The sequence below is a fragment of the Massilia sp. P2_C2 genome (assembly GCF_056404615.1).
Genome location: NZ_JBFUDR010000026.1, coordinates 1 through 20,013, shown reverse-complemented (window position 1 = coordinate 20,013; position 20,013 = coordinate 1). Strand labels below are relative to the sequence as shown.

Genomic DNA, 20,013 nt, shown 5'->3' with positions numbered 1-20,013 from the left:
CCTCATCCATGATCCGCCTGACTGTCCTGCTGGCCGCCTTCGTGTTGACCCAAGCTTCGGCCCAATCCGTCTACAAGTGCACGCAGGACGGCAAGACCACGTATGCGGACCAGCCCTGTGCGCGCGGCAAATCCATCGAACTACCGCCGCCTGCCGGCATACGCCCCGAGGGCGCGGAGACGGTCGCCACGCGCGATGCGCGCACCTTGCTCGAACTGGAAAAACTGCGCATGGCACGGGAAAAGGAACAGGAACGAACGGCGCGGGCCGACGCGCACGCCGGACGCGCCGCCGCCACGCACCGCAAGCAGTGCGAGCGGGTGCGCCTGCGTCACCGCTGGGCCACGGAAGACGTGGCGCGCCTGACGGGCCGCGGCCGCGTGGCCGCGCAGCGCCGCGTGAAGCGGGCACAGGAAGCCATGGCCGTGGAATGCCCGGCGTGAGCCAGCTGTCGCGCTGGCTGCTGTTCGGCGAATGGCGCGCGCACCCGATGCGGGCCGTGCTGGCCGTCGTCGCCATCGCCGTCGGCGTCGCGATGGGTTTCGCCATCCACCTGATCAACGCCGCCGCGTTCAATGAATTCAACGCGGCCGTGCAGAGCCTCTCCGGCCAGGCCGACATCCAGGTGACGGGGCGCGAGGCGCTGTTCGACGAAGCCGTCTATCCGCGCCTCGCCACGCATGAAGGCGTCGCCCTCGCGTCTCCCGTGCTGGAAGTGGACGCCGCCCGCGCGGATGGCGGCGGCGCATTGAAGATCGTCGGTCTCGACGCCTTCCGCGCCGGCTTTATCGCACCCGACCTGATGGGTGTGCCGGATCCATCCCGGCCCTACGACATCCTGGCCGACGACGCCGTATTTCTGTCGCCAGCCGCGCAGGCGTGGCTGGGCAAGGCGCGCGGCGACAAGCTTGCCGTGCGCGCCGGCACGCGCGACCTGAAGCTGCGCTTGGCCGGACCGGTCCTGCGTGCGCGCAGCGGGCAGCGACTCGGCGTGATGGACATCGGCGCGCTGCAATGGCGTTTCGGCCTCGTCGGCAAGCTGTCGCGCATCGATATCAAACTGCGCGACGGCGTGGACCGCGCCGGCTTCGAACGCGGGCTCGCGGCCGAACTCGAACGCGATTACCCCGGCCGTTTCGCGGTCGGCCGGCCGGGCGACGCCAACCAGGAAAGCCGCAGCAACAACCTCAGTCGCGCCTACCGCGTCAACCTGACCGTACTGGCGCTCGTCGCGCTGTTCACGGGCGCCTTCCTCGTGTTTTCCACGCAGGCGCTGTCCGTGCTGCGCCGGCGCGGGCAGTTCGCGCTGCTGCGCGTGCTCGGCCTGGAACGGCGCGCGCTGCTGCGCCAGGTGCTCCTCGAAGGCGCCAGCCTCGGCGTGCTGGGCGCCCTGCTGGGCATCGCGGGCGGTTACGCGCTGGCGGCCGCCGCGCTCGCGCTGTTCGGCGGCGACCTCGGCGCCGGCTACTTCCCCGGCGTGAAGCCGCGGGTGCACTTCGCGCCCGTCGCCGCCCTCGTCTACTTCGGCCTCGGCCTGGGCGTGGCGCTGCTCGGCTGCGCGGCACCCGCGCTCGAAGCGGCGCGCGCCCGGCCCGCCATTGCCCTCAAGTCGGGCAACGACGAGACGGCGCTGGAACGCCTGAACCGCGTCTGGCCCGCGTTCGCGTGCCTGGCGCTCGCAGGTGCCTGCGCATTCGCGCCGCCCGTGTTCGGGCTGCCGCTGTTCGGCTACTGCGCCGTCGCCCTGTTGCTCGTGGGCGGCATCGGCCTGATGCCGCGCGTGGCCGCCTCCGCGTTCCGCCTGCTCGACCGCGGCCTGCGCCGGCGCGAGGCGCATTCGCCCGTGCTGGCGCTCACCCTGGCGCGTCTGGCGAACGCGCCCGGCCAGGCGTCGATCGCATTGGGCGGCGTGCTCGCCAGCTTCAGCCTGATGGTCGCGATGGGCATCATGGTCGCGAGCTTCCGCGTCTCCGTCGACGACTGGATCCTGCACATCCTGCCGGCCGACCTGTACGTGCGCAGCAGCAGCGGCGGCAACACGGGCGGCTTCGGCCCGGCGGAACAGGCCGCGCTGGCCGGGGTGCCTGGTGTCGCGCGCAGCGCCTTCCTGCGCACCCGGCCCCTGTCGCTCGACCCGGCCCGGCCAAACATCGTGCTCGTGGCGCGCGACATCGACGCCGCCGACCCGGGCCGACTGCTGGCCCTCGTGGGCCCGACGGCACCGGTGCCGGCGGGCGCGCGGCCCGTGTGGGTCTCGGAAGCACTGACGGATTTATACCACCTCGAGGTCGGCCGCACGCTGATGCTGCCGCTGGGCGGCCGCCCGCAAGCCTTCTTCATCGCCGGCGTGTGGCGCGACTATGCCAACCAGACCGGTTCCGCCGTCGTGCGCCGGAAAGACTATCGCGCGCTGACCGGCGATGCGACCGTCACGGACGCCGCGCTATGGGCCGAGCCGGACGCCGACGTCGCCCGTATCGAGGCGGCGCTACGCGCGCTGCCGTTCGGCCCCGTGCTGCAGATGGCGCGTCCCGGCGACATCCGCGCGATGAGCCTCAGGATCTTCGACCGCAGCTTCGCCGTGACGTACCTGCTCGAGGCGATCGCGATCGCCATCGGCCTGTCCGGCGTCGCGGCGACGTTTTCCGCGCAGACGCTGGCGCGCGCGAAGGAGTTCGGCATGCTGCGCCACGTGGGCGTCACGCGCCGCCAGGTGCTGGGCATCCTGGCCGTGGAAGGCGGCGCGCTGACGTCGCTGGGCGTGGCGACGGGCTTCGTGCTGGGCCTCGTGATCAGCCTGATCCTCGTCTACGTCGTCAATCCGCAATCGTTCCACTGGACGATGCAGCTGCACCTGCCCTGGCCCCTGCTCGCGAGCGTGGCCGCGGTGCTGGTGGCGGCGTCCGTCGCGACGGCGCTCGTCTCGGGCCGCTATGCGTTGTCCGGCGGGCCGGTGCGCGCCGTACGGGAGGACTGGTGATGGCCTGGCTGCGCCTCCTGATCCTGTGGCTCGCCACGACCGCCGCCGCGCATGCCGCGCCGCCCGCGTTCGCGCCGGTGACGCCCGGCCGCACGCTGGTCTTCCCGGCCGATTACGGCGCCCACCCGGACTACCGCACGGAATGGTGGTACGCGACCGGCTGGCTGCAGACACCCGACGGCAAGCCGCTCGGCTTCCAGGTCACGTTCTTCCGCAGCCGGACGGAAACCGATCCCGCCAACCCGAGCGCATTCGCGCCGAAGCAGCTGATCATCGGCCACGCCGCGCTGTCCGATCCCACCCTCGGCCACCTCGTGCACGACCAAAAAAGCGCGCGTGCCGGCTTCGGCCTCGCCTACGCGAACACCGGCACGACCGACGTGAAGCTGGACGACTGGAGCATGCGCCGCGAGCCGGACGGCCGCTACCGCGTCGTCGTGCGCGCGGGCGAGCTATCGTTCACGCTGCGCCTGGAGCCCACGCAGCCGGTACTGTTGCAGGGCGTGGCCGGTTATTCGCAAAAGGGACCGCAGGCGGACCACGCGAGTTATTACTACAGCGAACCCCACCTGCAGGTCGACGGCGACATCATGCACGCGGGCCGCAAGCAGGCCGTCACCGGCACCGCCTGGCTCGACCACGAATGGTCCAGCCAGGTGCTGGACGCGAACGCGGCCGGCTGGGACTGGACCGGCGTGAACCTGGACGATGGCGGCGCCCTGATGGCCTTCCGGATCCGCGCGAAGGATGGTAGTACACTGTGGGCCCACGCGACCTGGCGCGACGGTGCCGGCCGCGTGACGCAATACGGCCCCGGCCAGGTGCGCTTCGCGCCGCTGCAAGCCTGGACCTCGCCCCGCACGAATGCCGCCTACCCGGTCGCCGCCCTGCTGACGCTAGGGGCGACGCAGTGGCGCATCGAGCCGCTGCAGCCCGACCAGGAACTCGATTCGCGCCGCTCGACGGGCGCCGTCTACTGGGAAGGCGCCGTGACCGTGCAGCGCGACGGCCGGCCCGCCGGGCGCGGCTACCTCGAGCTGACAGGCTACGTGGCGGCCATGAAGCTGTAGGCGCCCCTCCGATTGATACGAAACGAACGAGAGACATGAGCAACGGTTCCATTACCCCCGCCACCCGCAAGGGTGCTATCGCGGCCCTGAAAGGCCTGCTGCCGTTCCTGCGTCCCTATCGCCGRCAATTCCTGCTCGCCGGCATCGCCCTCATCGTCGCGGCCGGCGCCACGTTGGCGATTCCCTATGCGTTCAAGCAGATGATCGACCACGGCTTCGGTGCAAAGGGAGGCCTGGCCAGCGCGGCGAGCGTGAACACTACCTTCCTGGCGCTGTTCGGCGTGGCCGCCGTGCTCGCGGTCGCGACGGCCGCGCGCTACTACACGGTGTCGTGGCTGGGCGAGCGCGTGACGGCCGACATCCGCAGCGCCGTCTACCGCCACGTCGTCGAACAGAGCCCGGAATTCTTCGAGACGACGCGCACGGGCGAAGTGCTGTCGCGCCTGACGACGGACACGACCCTCATCCAGACCGTCGTCGGGACCAGCATCTCGCTCGCGCTGCGCAACACGCTGCTGTTCACCGGCGGCCTCGCGATGCTGTTCGTGACGAGCGCGAAGCTGACCTCGATCATCCTCGGCCTGCTGGTGCTGGTCGTCGTGCCGATCGTCCTGTTCGGCCGGCGCGTGCGCAAGCTGTCGCGCGATTCCCAGGATCGCATCGCCGACGCGTCGGCACTGGCGGGCGAGATCCTCAACGCCATGCCGACCGTGCAGGCGTTCACCCACGAACAGATCGAGGCGCGGCGTTTCGGCGCCTCCGTCGAAGGCGCGTTCACGACGGCGATGCGGCGCATCCGCGCCCGCGCGATCCTGACGATGCTGGCCATCGCCCTCGTGTTCGGCGCCATCGTGTTCGTGCTGTGGCTGGGTGCGCACGCCGTGCTGGAAGGCAGCATGACGGGCGGCGACCTGGGCCAGTTCATCCTGTACGCCTCGATCGTCTCGGGCGCCATCGGCGCGCTGTCCGAAGTGATGGGCGAGGCCCAGCGCGCCGCCGGCGCCACGGAGCGGCTGATGGAATTGCTGGCGGTCGGGTCGAGCATCCGCAATCCGGCGCATCCGAAACCGCTGCCCGCGCGCACGGCCGGCGGCGCCGCGCTGAACCTGGCGAACGTGCAGTTCTCGTACCCGTCGCGCCCGGAGACCGCCGCGCTGGACCACGTCGGCCTCGACGTGAAGCCGGGCGAAACGGTCGCCATCGTCGGCCCGTCGGGCGCCGGCAAGACCACGCTGTTCCAGCTGCTGCTGCGCTTCTACGACCCGCAGGCGGGCGCGATCCGCCTCGACGGCGTCGACATCCGCGACCTCGACCTGCACGTGCTGCGCGACGCCATCGGGATCGTCCCGCAGGACACCGTGATCTTCTCGGCCAACGCGCTGGAAAACATCCGCTACGGCCGCGCCGACGCGACGGACGCCGAAGCGATCGCCGCGGCGAAGCTGGCCGCCGCGCACGAATTCATCGAACGCCTGCCTGAGGGTTACCAATCCTACCTGGGCGAGCGTGGCGTGCGCCTGTCCGGCGGCCAGCGCCAGCGCATCGCGATCGCGCGCGCCCTGCTGAAAAACCCGCCCCTGCTGCTGCTGGACGAGGCGACGAGCGCCCTCGACGCGGAATCGGAACGCCTCGTGCAGCGCGCGCTGGAGGCGGCGATGGTGGGCCGCACCACGTTGATCATCGCGCACCGCCTGGCCACCGTGCAGCGCGCCGACCGCATCATCGTGATGGAAGACGGCCGCATCGTCGAGACGGGCACCCATGCGTCGCTGGTCGCGCTGGGCGGTATCTATGCGAACCTCGCGGCTTTGCAATTTCACAACGTGCAGGTCGCGCATTGACTTGACAGCGAGACAAGGAAAAAAGCGGTTTCATGGCGAATCATGCCATGCAGACAAGCCATCTGTTGTACGGAGGCATCGAAAACACGACCCGTTTTTGTTTCCATACGGATACCTAGCGTACCATATCGCAACGTCAGCCCTTCCCTAGTCTCCATGAACAAAAAATCCCTCGGCGGCGCCAACTGGACCGTCGGCGCCAAGATCACCGCATTCACGTTCGCCCTGGTGAGCGCCATCCTCGCTGGCCTCGTCCTGACCATCACCTGGACCACGTCCTCGATGCTGCACACGCGCTCCGTCGCCAGCGTCGAATCCGAACTGCAAAGCGTCGTGAACGCGGTCGAAATGTTCGACAGCGTCATGAAAAGCCAGGCCGCGAGCTACAGCCGCATCTTCGCCAGCGATATCGACGGCGAGTTCACGCTCGACACGGGCACGATGGTGACCGTCGGCGACAAGCAGGTGCCCACGTTGAAGGCCGGCGGCAAGCCGCTGAACCTGGACTTCGCGCTGCCCGACCGCTTCACCCGCCAGACCGGCGGCAACGCGACGATCTTCGCCGCGAGCGGCGACGACTTCGTGCGCGTCAGCACCTCGGTCAAGAAGGAAAACGGCGAGCGCGCCGTCGGCACGATCCTCGACCATGCGAGCCCCGCCTATGCCGCGATCCGCGCCGGCAAGCCGTACGTCGGCCTCGTCAAGCTGTTCGGCAAGCAGTTCATGACGGACTATGAACCGGTCCGCGATGCGTCGGGCAAGGTGATCGGCATCCTGTACATCGGCCTCGACGTCGAAGCCAACATCGCGGCGCTGCGCGACCGCATCAAGAAGATGAAGGTCGGCGACACCGGCTATTACTTCGTGCTGGACGCAACGCCCGGCAAGACCTACGGCAACCTGATCGTCCACCCGGTCAAGGAAGGCAAGAACATCCTCGGCAGCCGCGACGCCAGCGGCCGCGAATTCATCAAGGAGATGCTGGAAACGAAGCATGGCCTGATCACGTATCCGTGGCAGAACGCGGAAGCGGGCGAGACCAGCCCGCGCACGAAGGTCGCCGCCTACACGCTGTTCAAGGACTGGAACTGGCTGATCGCCGGCGGCACCTACGAGGACGAGATCACGAAGGAGGCCGCGCACCTGCGCAACTACTACATCGTCGTCGGCCTGGTTGCGTTGGCGATCTTCGCCGCGATCCTGCACACCGTGATGAAGCGCGCCGTCACCCTGCCTCTGAAGAATGCACGCGACGCCGCCGTGCGCATCGCCGAGGGCGACCTGACCGTGCGCATGGACGTCGACCGCAAGGACGAGATCGGCCTGCTGGCCGAGGCCATGAACAATATCAGCGCCAGCCTGTCGTCCGTCGTGGGCCAGGTGCGTCACGGCGCCGAGCAGATCGCCAACGCATCCGGCGAGATCTCGAGCGGCAACCTGGACCTGTGCTCGCGCACCGAGCAGCAGGCCGCCAATCTCGCCTCGACCGCGAACTCGATGCAGGACCTGACGGAAACCGTGCGCCGCAACGCCGGCGACACCCACGAGGCGAACCAGCTGGCCGTCAACACGTCGATGGTCGCRCAGGAAGGCGGCCGCATGGTGCGCCAGGTGATCGACACGATGGACACGATCAAGGCGTCGTCCGGCAAGATCGGCGACATCATCGGCGTCATCGACGGCATCGCGTTCCAGACCAACATCCTGGCGCTGAATGCGGCCGTCGAAGCGGCGCGCGCCGGCGAACAGGGCCGCGGCTTCGCCGTCGTCGCGACCGAGGTGCGCAACCTCGCGCAGCGCAGCGCCGCCGCCGCGAAGGAGATCAAGTCCCTGATCGTCGCATCGACTGCAGAAGTGGACGCCGGCAGCCGCATCGTGCAGGAAGCGGGCGTGACGATGAACGAGGTGCTGGCGAGCGCGGAAAAAGTCACGGCCATCATGTCCCGCATCAGCACGGCGAACGCCGCGCAGAGCACGGGCATCGAGCACGTCAACCGTTCGATCGGCGAAATGGACCAGGTGACCCAGCAGAACGCCGCCCTCGTCGAAGAGGCCAGCGCCGCCGCGCAGGCGATGCAGGAACAGGCCGACCAGCTGGCACGCGCCGTGCGCCTGTTCAAGCTGGACCAGCAGCACAGCCTCGGCCTGGACCCGGCGCGCCCGGCGCTCGCGCAATACTGACGGACAGTGTAGAGTAGCTCGACCCTTCATTCCCCGGAGTCCGGATTGACCGATACCGAACTGCTCGCCCGCTGCACCACCGTCCTCCCCGGCCACCGCGCCCGCACCCCGGCCGAGATGTTCGCCGCGATGGCCGCGTGGTGCGAGGCGCATGGCGTCGCCCACGACACGTATGGCGACGGCACGCTGATCCAGGACTTCGAACGGCGCGTGGCCGACCTGCTCGGCATGGAAGCCGCGGTGTTCTGCATCAGCGGCACCCTGGCGCAAGTGACGACGCTGCGCCTCGCCGCGAACGCGCGCGGCCGCGCACCGGTGGCCCTGCATCCGACGGCGCACATCCTCGTCCACGAGCGTTCCAACTACCAGCTGCTGGGCCATTTCGACGCACTGCGCGTCGGCGACCCGTTTCGCCCCTGGACGGCAGCCGACATCGTGGGCGTCCCCGACCGGTTGTCCGCCGTCGCGCTGGAAATCCCCATGCGCGAGATCGGCGGCCAGTTGTCGGACTGGGACGCGCTGCAGGCCATCAAGACGCATTGCCGCGCGCGGGACATCCACCTGCACATGGACGGCGCGCGCCTGTGGGAAGCGGCGGCCGGCTATGGCCGCCCGGTGGCCGAGATCGCGGCCGGCTTCGATACCGTCTACACCTCGCTGTACAAGGGCATCGGCGGCCTCGGTGGCGCGATGCTGGCCGGCCGCCGCGAATTCGTCGCGGAAGCGGCGGAATGGTTCAAGCGCCAGGGCGGCAATGTCATCCACCGTACCCCGTACGTGGTCGCCGCCGCCATGCAGTTCGAACAGCGCGTGGCCGCCATGCCGGCCTGCTTCCAGCGCACGCAATTCCTGTTCGAGGTATTGCGCGACCATCCCGTGCTGCGCGTGAATCCGGCACGGCCGCAGGCGAACATGCTGCACATCCACATGCCCGTGAGCCGCGAGCGCGCGCTCGAGATCCGCCGCGAACTGGCGCGCGACCATGGCATCTGGCCGTTCAACCGCGTCAGCCACGGCATGCTGCCGGACACGTCGTTCTTCGAGCTCTACGTGGGCGACAACCTGGAGGGCACACCGGATGGGCGCGTGCGCGAAGCCGTCGCGCTGCTGGCCGCGGCGGTAATGCGGACGATGTAAAGATCGCATGATGGCCCGCGCCGCGATGCGGTAAAATGCGCGGGTTTTCAATCTTTCATTGCGACCCACACCGATGCGTCAATACCTCGACCTGATGCGCCATGTGCTGGACCATGGCGCGGTCAAAACCGACCGCACCGGCACCGGCACCCGCTCCGTGTTCGGCTACCAGATGCGCTTCGACCTGCAGGACGGATTCCCGCTGGTGACCACCAAGAAGCTGCACCTGAAATCGATCATCCATGAACTGATCTGGTTCCTGGCCGGCTCCACCAATGTCCAATACCTGAAGGACAACGGCGTCTCCATCTGGGACGAGTGGGCCGACGCCAACGGCGAACTCGGTCCCATCTACGGTTACCAGTGGCGCAGCTGGCCCACGCCGTCGGGCGAACACATCGACCAGATCAGCCAGGTGCTGGACCAGATCAGGCACAACCCGGACTCGCGCCGCATGATCGTCTCCGCGTGGAACGTGGCCGACGTGCCGAAGATGAAGCTGCCGCCGTGCCACGCGCTGTTCCAGTTCTACGTCGCGGACGGCAAGCTGTCGTGCCAGCTGTACCAGCGCAGCGCCGACATCTTCCTCGGCGTGCCGTTCAACATCGCGTCGTACGCCCTGCTCACGCACATGATGGCCCAGCAGGCCGGCCTCGACGTGGGCGACTTCGTCTGGACCGGCGGCGACTGCCACCTGTATTCGAACCACATGGAACAGGTCCAGCTGCAGCTGTCGCGCGACGAACGCCCGCTGCCGCAGCTGGTCATCAAGCGCAAGCCCGACTCGCTGTTCGACTACCGGTTCGAGGACTTCGAGATCGCCGGTTACGATCCGCATCCGGCCATCAAGGCGCCCGTCGCCGTGTAAGGAGAGACTGATGGCGAAGCACCTGTCCCTCGTCGTCGCCATGGATGCCAACCGCGGCATCGGCGTCGACAACACGCTGCCCTGGCACCTGCCGGAAGACCTCGCGCACTTCAAGCGCGTGACCCTGGGCCACCCGATCATCATGGGCCGCAAGACGTTCGAATCGATCGGCCGCCCGCTGCCTGGCCGCCGCAACATCGTCGTCACGCGCAATACCGGCTGGCGCCACGACGGCGTCGACGTCGTGCACTCGCTGCAGGATGCCGTCGCACTCGTCGGCGACGACCCGGCCAGCATCATCGGCGGCGCCCAGATCTTCGCCGAGGCGCTGGACGTGGCCGACCGCCTGATCGTCACGCACATCGCCAGGGTCTACCGCTGCGACACGTTCTTCCCGGAGATCGATGCCGCGCGCTGGGCGGCCGTGTCGAACGAGCCCCTGCACTCACCGACGGCCGGCGTCGACTACGCCATCGTCACCTACGACAAGATCAAGTAACAACATGTCCGAACACGGTTTTCATGTGCATGGACCGCACGATCACGCGGTCGAACACGCTGCCCAGCACGGCAGCGACTCCTTCTCGAACAATATCGCGGTGATGACGGCCGTGCTGGCGACCGTCGGCGCGCTGTTCGGCTACCTCGGCGGCGCGACGCAGAACGAGGCCGCGCTGTACAAGAACAACGCGGCCATCGCCAAGACCGCCGCGGCCGATGCGTGGAACTACTACCAGGCCAAGTCGATCAAACAGAACATCGCCGAATTCGCGGCCGCGCTGCCGGGCACCGACCAGGAAAAGTACAAGGCGCAAGCCGCCCGCTACGACGCCGACAAGGCGAGCAACCGCAAGGAAGCGGAAAAGCTCGACAAGCAGTCGGACGAGTGGAACGAGAAGTCGGAACACGCGCTGCACACCCATCACCAGTGGGCGCTGGCGACGACGGCCGAACAGATCGCCATCTCGCTGGCCGCGATCACCCTGCTGACGCGGCGCCGCTGGCTGCTGTCGGTCACGTACGTCGTTGCCGTCATCGGCTTCGCGCTGGGCGCGTTCGCGTGGTTCCACGTCGACCCGATCGGTGCATTGACGGGCGCGCATTGACGTTTCCCGTTCGGTCATGGGCATTTGTAGGGTGGGCACCCCGTGCCCACGAGGACGTCAGCGTCCCGCAAACGTACGCGTGGGCGGAGGCCGCCCACCCTACGCCCGGTACATGCGTGTCCAAAGGTGTGGTATCCCGTCACGGGCATTAAACAAGAGTGCGCCACAATCTTTCCCGTGTAGCTAACCTAGTAAAAAATTTGCACGGGACCACGCAATTTCTGCGAAAATCCGCATCTTCATTTTTCCGGTGCCGTGCCCGGCCGCCCTGCACTTCCCGTGAGGCGGCGCGCACGGCGCTTCGCTTTGGAGCTGTCCATGAAATTTCGTTTCCCAATCGTCATCATTGACGAGGATTTCCGTTCCGAGAACACCTCCGGTCTCGGCATTCGCGCGCTCGCGGCCGCGATGGAGAAAGAAGGCATGGAAGTGCTGGGCCTGACGAGCTATGGCGACCTGTCGCAGTTCGCCCAGCAGCAGTCGCGCGCCTCGGCCTTCGTGCTGTCGATCGACGACGAGGAATTCGGCGGCGGCACCATCGAGGAAACCAACTTCGCCCTGTCCGGCCTGCGCGCGTTCGTGCAGGAGATCCGCCACAAGAACTCGGACATCCCGATCTACATCTACGGCGAGACCCGCACGAGCCGCCACATCCCGAACGACATCCTGAAGGAGCTGCACGGCTTCATCCACATGTTCGAGGACACGCCGGAATTCGTCGCGCGCCACATCATCCGCGAAGCGAAAGCCTACCTGGACAGCCTGGCACCGCCGTTCTTCCGCGCGCTCGTCAACTACGCCAACGACGGCTCGTATTCCTGGCACTGCCCCGGCCACTCGGGCGGCGTGGCCTTCCTGAAGTCGCCGATCGGCCAGATGTTCCACCAGTTCTTCGGCGAGAACATGCTGCGCGCCGACGTCTGCAACGCCGTCGAGGAACTGGGCCAGCTGCTGGACCACACGGGTCCGGTCGCGAAGTCCGAGCGCAACGCCGCGCGCATCTACAACGCCGACCACTGCTACTTCGTCACCAACGGCACGTCGACGTCGAACAAGATGGTATGGCATTCGACCGTGGCGCCGGGCGACATCGTCGTCGTCGACCGCAACTGCCATAAGTCGATCCTGCACTCGATCATCATGTGCGGCGCGATCCCCGTGTTCCTGATGCCGACCCGGAACAACCTCGGCATCATCGGCCCGATCCCGCTGGAAGAGTTCTCGCCCGAATCGATCCGCAGGAAGATCGAAGCGAACCCGTTCGCGCGTGAAGCGAAAAACAAGAAGCCGCGCATCCTGACGATCACGCAATCCACGTACGACGGCGTCGTGTACAACGTCGAGACGCTGCGCGAACTGCTGGACGGCGAGATCGACACCCTGCACTTCGACGAAGCGTGGCTGCCGCACGCCACGTTCCACGACTTCTACCGCAACATGCACGCGATCGGCCGCGACCGCCCGCGCGCCAAGCAGTCGATGATCTTCTCGACGCAGTCCACGCACAAGCTGCTCGCGGGCCTGTCGCAGGCTTCGCAGGTGCTCGTGCGCGAATCCGAGACCGTGGCACTGGACCAGGACGCGTTCAACGAGGCGTACCTGATGCACACGTCGACGTCGCCGCAGTATTCGATCATCGCCTCGTGCGACGTGGCCGCCGCGATGATGGAAGCACCGGGCGGCACTGCCCTCGTCGAGGAATCGATCTACGAAGCGCTGGACTTCCGCCGCGCGATGCAGAAGGTCGACGAGGACTGGGGGGCCGACTGGTGGTTCAAGGTGTGGGGCCCGCAGGTCACGAGCGAGGAAGGCATCGGCACGCAGGCCGACTGGATGATCCACGCGGAAGACGACTGGCACGGCTTCGGCAAGCTCGCCGAAGGCTTCAACATGCTCGACCCGATCAAGGCGACCGTGGTCACGCCGGGCCTGTCGCTGGACGGCTCGTTCGGCGACACCGGCATCCCCGCATCCATCGTCACGAAATACCTGGCCGAACACGGCGTGATCATCGAGAAATGCGGCCTGTACTCGTTCTTCATCATGTTCACGATCGGCATCACGAAGGGCCGCTGGAACACGCTCGTCACCGCCCTGCAGCAGTTCAAGGACGACTACGACCGCAACCAGCCGATGTGGCGCATCATGCCGGAATTCACGGCGGCGAACCCACGCTACGAATCGTGGGGCCTGCGCGACCTGTGCCAGCAGATCCACGACTTTTATAAATCGCGCGACGTCGCCCGCCTGACCACCGAGATGTATTTGTCGGACATGATCCCCGCGATGAAACCGTCGGACGCCTTCGCCAAGATGGCGCACCGCGAGATCGAGCGCGTGGCGATCGAGGAACTGGAAGGCCGCATCACCGCGATCCTGCTGACGCCTTATCCGCCGGGCATCCCGCTGCTGATTCCGGGCGAGCGCTTCAACAAGACCATCGTCGACTACCTGCGCTTCGCGCGCGACTTCAACGAGCGCTTCCCGGGCTTCGAGACGGACGTGCATGGGCTCGTCAAGCGCGAGATCGATGGGAAGCTGGGGTACTTCGTGGACTGCGTGAAGCAGGACTGATCGGGATGCGTTTGGTGGGCTCGGGGAGCCCACCAAACGATGCAAGGCCGGCCGTAGCGCTGTAGGGTGGGCACCCCGTGCCCACGCGTAACGCCCGCGCACAACGAAGGCGTAAAAAAAAGGAGGCCGAGCCTCCTTTGTTACGTTTCGACCCGATCAGGCCTTGGGCAACGTCACCCCATGCTGCCCCTGGTACTTGCCGCCACGGTCCTTGTACGACGTCTCGCAAACCTCGTCGCTCTCGAAGAACAGCACCTGCGCGCACCCTTCGCCGGCATAGATCTTCGCGGGCAGCGGCGTCGTGTTCGAGAATTCCAAGGTCACATAGCCTTCCCATTCCGGCTCGAACGGCGTCACGTTGACGATGATGCCGCAGCGGGCATACGTCGACTTGCCCAGGCAAACGGTCAACACGTTGCGCGGGATCTTGAAGTATTCGATCGTACGCGCCAGCGCGAACGAGTTCGGCGGGATGATGCAGACGTCGCTCTTCACGTCGACGAACGAGTTCGAGTCGAAGTTCTTCGGGTCGACGATCGTGCTGTTGATGTTCGTGAACACCTTGAATTCGTTGGCGCAGCGGATGTCATAGCCGTACGAAGACGTGCCCCACGAAATKATCTTGCGGCCGTCCGTCTCGCGCACCTGATTCGGCGAGAACGGTTCGATCATGCCGTGTTGTTCCGCCATCCGGCGTATCCATTTGTCGCTCTTGATACTCATCGCTGGGCTTCTTTTCCAAATAGGGGGATATGAATCCCGCAATTTTACGCGAAAAGCTGCGCCGGGCGCCCGGCTTTTTCGGCCTGCCCCAGCAGCCGGGCGATCATCTCGCGCGTCAACTGTGCCGTCAGCTGCGGCTTTTCCATCGGGTACAGGTGCGTGCCTTCGATGGTCACGAAGTTATCGCCCACGAGCCGGTGCGTGGCGCCCAGGCCGGCCTGGCGCAGTTCGGCGGAATCCGTACCCGCGATGAAGCCGACCGGCACGGGGAAAGGCGTGCGYAGCACCCGGTCCATGTCGTGCGGCAGCGTACTGTAGATGGCCGCCTCGACCTCGCGGTCGAACCGCAAAGCCACGCCGTCGGGATGCGGTACGAGGCCGTGGTCGAGGTAGTCGTCCAGCGCGCCCGGCGCCCACGCCTGGAACATGGGCTTGGCGCTGAAGTGGGCATAGGCCTCCGCGCGCGACGGCCAGACGTTGCGCCGGCGTGCCGCGACACCGCCCGGGGACAGCCGGCGGCCGAGGCCCAGTGCCTTCACGACCTGCAGCACGCGCGCCCGCCAACCCGCGACGACGGGCGAATCCAGCATCACGACGCAGCGCGCGAGGTCCGGCCGCCGATGCGCGGCCAGCATGCTGACCGCGCCGCCCAGCGAATGTCCGACGAGGATCGCCGGACGGCCATGCGCCTCCAGCCGGGCGATCAGTTCGTCGATCAGCGTATGCCAGCTGTCGACGACGGGATAGCGCGGATCGTGGCCCAGCATGTCCGTCGTGTGGACGTCGAAATCGCGGCGCAGCTCGTCCAGCAGCCGGCCGTAGGATCCGGCCGGATAACTGTTCCCGTGGGTGAAATGCAATAAAGGCTTGGACATCGGAGGCATGACGCGGCTGCGCGTAGTCGGAACGACGGCCATTGTAATGTCATTACGTCCACGGGTTTAGAAGGAAAACCCTACACATCGCGCCGCCTCGCGACGGCGCCATGTGCCGCCTTACGGGCCGGCTCAGCGGCGGTCCGGCTGCCCGTCCTGCTGCTGGGCGCCGTCACGCCCGTGCTGCCACGGTCCGTGCTGGTGGCGCTGGCGCAGCTGTTCGCGCTGTTCCGGCGTCAGCACCGCCAGTGCCTGCGCTGCCGTGCGCGCCTGCAGCAGCGCTTCGGCCGCCACGGCCTGGCCCAGGTCGTGCGACAGTGCGGCGGCCTTCGCGTCGTCGAACCTGTCGGCGTGCCCCAGTTCGCGCAGGGCCTCATGGGCCTTGCGGATCGCCTTCTCGTGCTCGCGGCGTTGCGGCGCCTGGGCGTGCATGATGGCGAACAGCTTGTCCTGCTGCGCTTCGCTGAGCTTCAGGCCGTGCATCCGTCCGAAGGGCATGTCCGGACCGGGCACGCCGGGTCCGTGTCCGCCGAAATGGTGCCAGTCGGGGCCGGGCCCGCCCGGTCCGCGCCCGTGCCCACCGTCCGGCACGCCCTGGCCGGCGGCCGGCGGCGCATCCGCCTGACCGGCCGCGAACGCCGGCGTGACGCAGGGGATGGCGAGGCAGGCGGCAAGCAGCGCGGCCGCGGCGGAAAAACTGGTGAATTTCATGGTCTGTCCTCCTTTGTCGTTTGGAGATGCCATTCTCGAATTTCTCCGTGTTAAAGCGTGTTATCCCCATGTAAAACCGGGTAAAGAGGACGCGGCGGTCGTGGCCGGCACAGACGCGCTGCGCTAAGATGCGACCATGAACCAAGTCCTGCTTATCGACGACGACACCGAACTGGTCGGCATGTTCAGCGAATACCTGGAACAGGAAGGCTTCCGTGTCGGATGCGCCCACGACGGCGAGACCGGCGCGCGCGAAGCCCTGTCCGGCCAGTACGCCATCGCCATCCTCGACGTGATGATGCCGCGCATGAACGGCATCGAGACGCTGCGCCGCATCCGCGCCGCCAGCCGCATGCCCATCCTCATGCTGACGGGCCGCGGCGACGACGCCGACCGCATCCTCGGCCTCGAGCTGGGCGCCGACGACTACGTCACGAAGCCCTGCACGCCGCGTGAACTGACGGCGCGCGTGCGCGCCATCCTGCGCCGCACGCAGGGCTCGCCGAACGAGGGCCCCGGCATCACGCTCACCGTGGGCAAGCTGACGATGTTGCCGGAACAGCGCCGCGCCACTTGGGATAGCCAGCCGCTGGAGCTGACCAGTACCGAATTCAACCTGCTCGAAGTCCTGGCCCGCAACGCCGGCCGTCCAGTCAGCAAGAACGACTTGTCCGAACAGGGACTGGGCCGTCCGTTGGCCCGCTTCGACCGCAACATCGACGTCCACCTGTCCAGCCTGCGCCACAAGCTGGGCACGCTGTCCGACGGGCGCTCCTGCCTGCAGACCGTCTACCGTCTCGGCTACCAGCTGATCCGCGAATAGCAATGGGCCGGCTGTTCTGGAAGTTCTTCCTGTCCATCCTGCTGGCCCAGGTGGCCGCCACGATCGGCATCGGCGGCGCTGTCTGGTTGCGCGACCAGACGCGCCAGCGCAACGGCGAGCCGACGCTCGACGCGAGTCCGCCCGCGACGATCATGCTGGACGCGGCGGCGGCCACGCTGAAGCACGGCGGCATCGACGCCCTGCGCGACCTGGCCGCCACGAGCCGCCGCATGCATTTGTACGTGCTCGACGAACAGGGCCACGAGTTGCTCGGGCGGCCCGTGTCCGCGAAACTGCGCGAGGAAGTCGAGCGCAGCCTGCATGGAGAGGGGCCCACGCACGCCGTGACGCGGCTGACCGGTGCGGACGGCCGTCACTACCTCGCATTCGCCTCGCGCGCGTGGCACATGCCGGGCATGGAAGGTCCTGGCCTGCGCCCGCCCGGGCCTGGCGGCGGCCAGTCCGGTCCCGGCCCGCGCATGGATGGCGGCCCGGGTGGTCCGGGTGGTCCCGGCGGCTGGTCCGGCCTGCCGCCGGAATTCAGTCGCCACGTCGGCCACTGGCTGCCGATCGTCGCCGCCACCCTGGCGAGCCTGCTGTTCGCCGCCCTCCTCGCCTGGTATTTTTCGCGCCCGATCCGCGCACTGCAGCGTGCCTTCGACGCCGCCGCGGCCGGCGACCTGGCGCCGAAATTCGACCATGCCGCGCCCGCACCCCGGCTGATCGGCGACGAACTGGCGGAACTGGGCCACGACTTCGACCGCATGGCCGCCCAGCTGCGCACCCTGATGGAAGGCCAGCGCCGCCTGCTGCACGACGTCTCGCACGAATTGCGCTCGCCGCTGGCGCGCCTGCAGGCTGCGATCGGCCTCGCGCACCAGCGTCCGGACCGCCTGCAGGCGTCGCTGGAACGCATCGAGCGCGAAAGCGTGCGCATGGACCGCCTCGTCGGCGAGCTCCTGACGCTGTCGCGCCTCGAAGCCGCGACCGCGCTGCCGCCGACGGAATGCCTCGACCTCGTCGAGATGGTCGACCAGATCGCCGACGACGCCCGTTTCGAGGCCGGCGCCCAGGTCGAGGTCGACGCACCGGAACCGGTGACCGTGCGCGGCGTGCCGGACCTGTTGTGGAGCGCCGTCGAGAACATCGTCCGCAACGCCGTCAAGCACGGCGCGGGCGGCCGCGTGGACGTGTGTGTGCATCCGGACGGCGAGCTTGTCCACATCGAAGTCCTCGACCAGGGCCCCGGCATCGCGCTGGAACACCTGGGCGACGTGTTCGAACCGTTCTTCCGCTCCAACCCCACCCGCAACAATGTCGATGGACACGGCCTCGGCCTCGCCATCGCCAAGCGCGTCGTCGAGACGCACGGCGGGCGCATCGCCGCGGCCAATCGCGCGGAAGGTGGCCTGCGCATGACGATCACGCTGCCGCGCGCGGCCTGACAGGTTAGCGCCCGTACCAGTAGCGCGCGTGCGCCGTACGGTACGCGCTCCAGCCGACGGCCGCATCGACATCCAGCGCCAGCGCGCCCGCCTCGTCCGTCCGCAGCCGTTCCACGCCCAGCGCGCCATAGCGTTCATAGACCTCCGGCTTGGGATGGCGGTAGCGGTTGTGCCAGCCCACCTGGAAGATCGCGATCCCGGGCTGCACCGCCCGCAAAAAATCGGACGTGGACGACGTGCCGCTGCCATGGTGCGGCGCCAGCAGCACGTCCGCGCGCAGGCGTCCGGGCGCGCGCGCGAGCAGAGCCGCTTCCTGCGCCGCCTCGATGTCGCCGGCCAGCAGCACGGTCCGGGTACCATTGCTGATCCTGAGCGTGCAACTGCGCGCATTGGCCTTCAGGCCCGCATCGTCATAGCTCGCGGCGAGCGGGTGCAGCACGTCGAACGTGATGCCGTCCCATTCCCAATGCTGGCCGGCGGCGCAGCGCACATGCCGGTGCGCCGCACGCACGGCCGGATGGCCGGCCGGCAGCGAGGACGCGAGCCAGCCGACCTCGACACCCTCCAGCAGCGCGAGCGCGCCGCCCGTGTGGTCGGTGTCGCTGTGGCTGATCACGAGGCCGTCGAGCGTCGCGATGCCCTGCATGCGCAGGTACGGCAAAATCACGCGGCTGCCACCGTCGGCGCCCGGTGCGTACGCGGGACCGGTGTCGTACAGCAGACGGTGCCGTGTCGTCTCGACGAGCAGCGCCATGCCTTGTCCGACGTCAAATGCCGTCACGCGGAAAGCCCCTTCACGCGGATGGTCGGGCAGTTGCAGCAGCATCGGCAGCAGCGCCACCGCGCCTGCCCAGCGATGGGGCCAGCCGCGCGGCATCAGCATCCACAGCGTGCCGGCGAGGCCCAGCACGAATAGCCAGGGCTGCGGCGCCGGCGCCCGCCACACGGCGCCGGGCCACGCCGCCATGTGACGCAGCAGCCAGGCAAGCAGCTCGACGACCCAATGCGCAACGAGCAGCAGCCAGTCGCCCGGCGGGCCCGGCATGAGGCTGCCGCCCAGCGCGAGCGGCGTCACGACGAAGCTCACGAGCGGGATCGCCACCGCGTTCGCGAGTGGACTGACCAGCGAAACCTGTCCGAACAGCAGGAGCGTCAGCGGGACCAGTCCGGCCGTGACGGCCCATTGCGTACGCCCGGCCAGCAACAGCGCGCCGCGCGGCCCGGACGGTGGTGGCCCGATCCGGCCGTGTCCCGCGAACAGGATCACGGCCACCGCGCCGAACGACAGCCAGAAGCCCGGCCACAGCACGGCCCATGGGTCGAGCAGCACGACCACCCCGAGCGCCGTGCACAGCACGTGCGACACGGCCGGCAACCGTCCCGTCCACAGGGCTACCGCGACGACGGCCAGCATGTACAGGGTACGCTGCGCGGGCACGCCGAAGCCGGCCAGAAGCACGTACAACAGCGCGACGCATGCCCCGGCCAGCGCCGCGGCCTTCTGCGCGGGTAGCCGCAGCGGCAGGCGCGCGTCGGTGAAGAACGAGCGGCGCCACAGCGCGGACACGGCCCAGGCGGCGAGGCCCGCGATCATCGTGATGTGCAGCCCGGAAATGGAGATGAGGTGCCCGATGCCTGTGCGGTTGAAGACCTGCCAGTCGGCCTGGTCGATGCCACGC

The 20,013-nt window shown here is 68.0% G+C and carries 16 protein-coding genes; 12 read left to right on the top strand and 4 right to left on the bottom strand.

Annotated elements, in window-relative coordinates:
* Positions 1–8 precede the first annotated feature (8 nt).
* The 10 genes from AC1DYX_RS05210 to AC1DYX_RS05165 all read left to right on the top strand — a co-directional run bounded on the left by AC1DYX_RS05210 (position 9) and on the right by AC1DYX_RS05165 (position 13,757).
* Positions 9–443: a DUF4124 domain-containing protein gene (locus AC1DYX_RS05210; protein WP_477256981.1), complete on the top strand. Its 435-nt coding sequence runs from the start codon at positions 9–11 to the stop codon at positions 441–443.
* Positions 431–2,980 carry an ABC transporter permease gene (locus AC1DYX_RS05205; RefSeq protein ID WP_477256979.1) on the top strand — a complete coding sequence of 850 codons (2,550 nt, stop codon included), beginning with the start codon at positions 431–433 and terminating at the stop codon, positions 2,978–2,980. The genes AC1DYX_RS05210 and AC1DYX_RS05205 overlap by 13 nt, the downstream gene beginning before the upstream one ends.
* The gene (locus AC1DYX_RS05200) at positions 2,980–4,050 is read left to right on the top strand and encodes a lipocalin-like domain-containing protein (RefSeq protein WP_477256977.1); all 1,071 of its coding nucleotides are present in this window, start codon (positions 2,980–2,982) and stop codon (positions 4,048–4,050) included. The genes AC1DYX_RS05205 and AC1DYX_RS05200 overlap by 1 nt, the downstream gene beginning before the upstream one ends.
* Before the next feature lie 35 nt (positions 4,051–4,085).
* Positions 4,086–5,891, top strand: a complete 1,806-nt coding sequence (locus AC1DYX_RS05195) for an ABC transporter transmembrane domain-containing protein (protein WP_477256975.1) — start codon at positions 4,086–4,088, stop codon at positions 5,889–5,891.
* A gap of 156 nt (positions 5,892–6,047) precedes the next feature.
* Entirely contained in the window at positions 6,048–8,072 is a 2,025-nt protein-coding gene (locus AC1DYX_RS05190; RefSeq protein ID WP_477256973.1) for a methyl-accepting chemotaxis protein, read from the top strand.
* Positions 8,073–8,117: 45 nt separating this feature from the next.
* Positions 8,118–9,209: a threonine aldolase family protein gene (locus AC1DYX_RS05185; RefSeq protein WP_477256971.1), complete on the top strand. Its 1,092-nt coding sequence runs from the start codon at positions 8,118–8,120 to the stop codon at positions 9,207–9,209.
* Between the two features lie 73 nt (positions 9,210–9,282).
* Positions 9,283–10,077 (top strand): thymidylate synthase, encoded by a 795-nt coding sequence (thyA, locus tag AC1DYX_RS05180; RefSeq protein ID WP_477256969.1) that lies wholly within the window; start codon positions 9,283–9,285, stop codon positions 10,075–10,077.
* Positions 10,078–10,087: 10 nt separating this feature from the next.
* Complete coding sequence (locus AC1DYX_RS05175) at positions 10,088–10,576, top strand: dihydrofolate reductase (RefSeq protein WP_477256967.1); 489 nt, start codon at positions 10,088–10,090, stop codon at positions 10,574–10,576.
* Positions 10,577–10,580: 4 nt separating this feature from the next.
* Entirely contained in the window at positions 10,581–11,183 is a 603-nt protein-coding gene (locus tag AC1DYX_RS05170) for a DUF4337 domain-containing protein (protein WP_477256965.1), read from the top strand.
* 318 nt (positions 11,184–11,501) lie between these two features.
* Positions 11,502–13,757, top strand: coding sequence for an Orn/Lys/Arg family decarboxylase (locus tag AC1DYX_RS05165; RefSeq protein WP_477256963.1), 2,256 nt, complete (start codon positions 11,502–11,504; stop codon positions 13,755–13,757).
* A gap of 156 nt (positions 13,758–13,913) precedes the next feature.
* On the opposite strand, the gene dcd is transcribed toward AC1DYX_RS05165, so the two are convergent.
* The 3 genes from dcd to AC1DYX_RS05150 all read right to left on the bottom strand — a co-directional run bounded on the left by dcd (position 13,914) and on the right by AC1DYX_RS05150 (position 16,066).
* Complete coding sequence (gene dcd / locus AC1DYX_RS05160; RefSeq protein WP_477256960.1) at positions 13,914–14,480, bottom strand: dCTP deaminase; 567 nt, start codon at positions 14,478–14,480, stop codon at positions 13,914–13,916.
* Between the two features lie 44 nt (positions 14,481–14,524).
* Positions 14,525–15,364 (bottom strand): alpha/beta fold hydrolase, encoded by an 840-nt coding sequence (locus AC1DYX_RS05155; RefSeq protein WP_477256958.1) that lies wholly within the window; start codon positions 15,362–15,364, stop codon positions 14,525–14,527.
* A gap of 123 nt (positions 15,365–15,487) precedes the next feature.
* Positions 15,488–16,066 carry a Spy/CpxP family protein refolding chaperone gene (locus tag AC1DYX_RS05150; protein WP_477256956.1) on the bottom strand — a complete coding sequence of 193 codons (579 nt, stop codon included), beginning with the start codon at positions 16,064–16,066 and terminating at the stop codon, positions 15,488–15,490.
* 136 nt (positions 16,067–16,202) lie between these two features.
* Between AC1DYX_RS05150 and AC1DYX_RS05145 the strand changes: the two genes are divergently transcribed.
* Entirely contained in the window at positions 16,203–16,889 is a 687-nt protein-coding gene (locus AC1DYX_RS05145) for a response regulator (RefSeq protein ID WP_477256954.1), read from the top strand.
* Positions 16,890–16,891: 2 nt separating this feature from the next.
* Positions 16,892–18,334: a sensor histidine kinase gene (locus AC1DYX_RS05140; protein ID WP_477256952.1), complete on the top strand. Its 1,443-nt coding sequence runs from the start codon at positions 16,892–16,894 to the stop codon at positions 18,332–18,334.
* A gap of 4 nt (positions 18,335–18,338) precedes the next feature.
* Here AC1DYX_RS05140 and AC1DYX_RS05135 read toward each other — a convergent pair.
* Positions 18,339–20,013, bottom strand: a 1,675-nt coding sequence (locus tag AC1DYX_RS05135) for a DNA internalization-related competence protein ComEC/Rec2 (protein WP_477256950.1), incomplete at its 5' end; no start/stop codon positions are given.

Excerpts from the sequence above, each read along its gene's own strand:
- AC1DYX_RS05210 (WP_477256981.1), top strand. The coding sequence starts at position 9 with ATGATCCGCCTGACTGTCCTGCTGGCCGCCTTCGTGTTGACCCAAGCT.
- AC1DYX_RS05205 (WP_477256979.1), top strand. The coding sequence starts at position 431 with ATGCCCGGCGTGAGCCAGCTGTCGCGCTGGCTGCTGTTCGGCGAATGG.
- AC1DYX_RS05200 (WP_477256977.1), top strand. The coding sequence starts at position 2,980 with ATGGCCTGGCTGCGCCTCCTGATCCTGTGGCTCGCCACGACCGCCGCC.
- thyA (WP_477256969.1), top strand. The coding sequence starts at position 9,283 with ATGCGTCAATACCTCGACCTGATGCGCCATGTGCTGGACCATGGCGCG.
- AC1DYX_RS05175 (WP_477256967.1), top strand. The coding sequence starts at position 10,088 with ATGGCGAAGCACCTGTCCCTCGTCGTCGCCATGGATGCCAACCGCGGC.
- AC1DYX_RS05170 (WP_477256965.1), top strand. The coding sequence starts at position 10,581 with ATGTCCGAACACGGTTTTCATGTGCATGGACCGCACGATCACGCGGTC.
- AC1DYX_RS05165 (WP_477256963.1), top strand. The coding sequence starts at position 11,502 with ATGAAATTTCGTTTCCCAATCGTCATCATTGACGAGGATTTCCGTTCC.
- AC1DYX_RS05150 (WP_477256956.1), bottom strand. The coding sequence starts at position 16,066 with ATGAAATTCACCAGTTTTTCCGCCGCGGCCGCGCTGCTTGCCGCCTGC.
- AC1DYX_RS05145 (WP_477256954.1), top strand. The coding sequence starts at position 16,203 with ATGAACCAAGTCCTGCTTATCGACGACGACACCGAACTGGTCGGCATG.
- AC1DYX_RS05140 (WP_477256952.1), top strand. The coding sequence starts at position 16,892 with ATGGGCCGGCTGTTCTGGAAGTTCTTCCTGTCCATCCTGCTGGCCCAG.